The sequence below is a fragment of the Candidatus Nitrosopumilus salarius BD31 genome, assembly GCF_000242875.2.
Taxonomy (GTDB): Archaea; Thermoproteota; Nitrososphaeria; order Nitrososphaerales; family Nitrosopumilaceae; genus Nitrosopumilus; species Nitrosopumilus salarius.
This window is the reverse complement of the sequence record NZ_AEXL02000017.1, coordinates 1-686: the sequence shown is the minus strand read 5'-3', so window position 1 is coordinate 686 and position 686 is coordinate 1. Positions and strand designations below refer to the sequence as shown.

Genomic DNA, 686 nt, shown 5'->3' with positions numbered 1-686 from the left:
TTCAAGATCATTTGATGGAAGTTAATTGGTGATTTATTGTTTAATCTCAACTACAAATCCATGACATTATTAAGCTAGGAAATGGTCTTGAATTAAAAAGTGACAAAAATCGAAATTAACAAAATTTACAATCAGAATTGTATTGAAGGAATGAATTCAATTCCTAAAAATAAAATTGATCTGGTGATTACTGATCCCCCTTTTGCCATAAATTTCAAGGCAAAAAAAGCAAACTACAACAGAACTGCATCAAGAGTATTATCTGGATATAATGAAATCAAAGCCGAGGATTATTATGATTTCACATTTGCTTGGATGAGTGAAGTTTTCAGAATTTTAAAGGATTCTGGAAGCATGTATGTTTTCTCAGGATGGAATAATCTTAAAGATATTTTACGAGCACTGGATGATGTTGGATTTGTAACTGTTAATCATATTATTTGGAAATATCAGTTTGGGGTGGTCACTAAAAGGAAATTTGTTTCATCTCATTACCATTGTCTTTATGTTTGTAAAGATGATAAAAAACGAAAATTCTTTCCCTTTTCTAGATTCAAAAAAGATGAAAAAACTATAGATGGTCGCAGTCTTCATTACAGAGATAAGGAAGATGTTTGGGATATCAAAAGAGAGTATTGGACTGGGGATGAAAAACTCCCACCAAACTTCCATCTGAATTGATTGAA

The 686-nt window shown here is 31.0% G+C and carries 1 protein-coding gene; it reads left to right on the top strand.

Annotation, left to right across the window (positions count from 1 at the left end):
• Positions 1-99 precede the first annotated feature (99 nt).
• On the top strand, positions 100-681 hold the full coding sequence (locus BD31_RS00725; RefSeq protein ID WP_008296955.1) for a DNA-methyltransferase: 582 nt from the start codon (positions 100-102) through the stop codon (positions 679-681).
• The last annotated feature ends 5 nt before the right edge of the window (positions 682-686 follow it).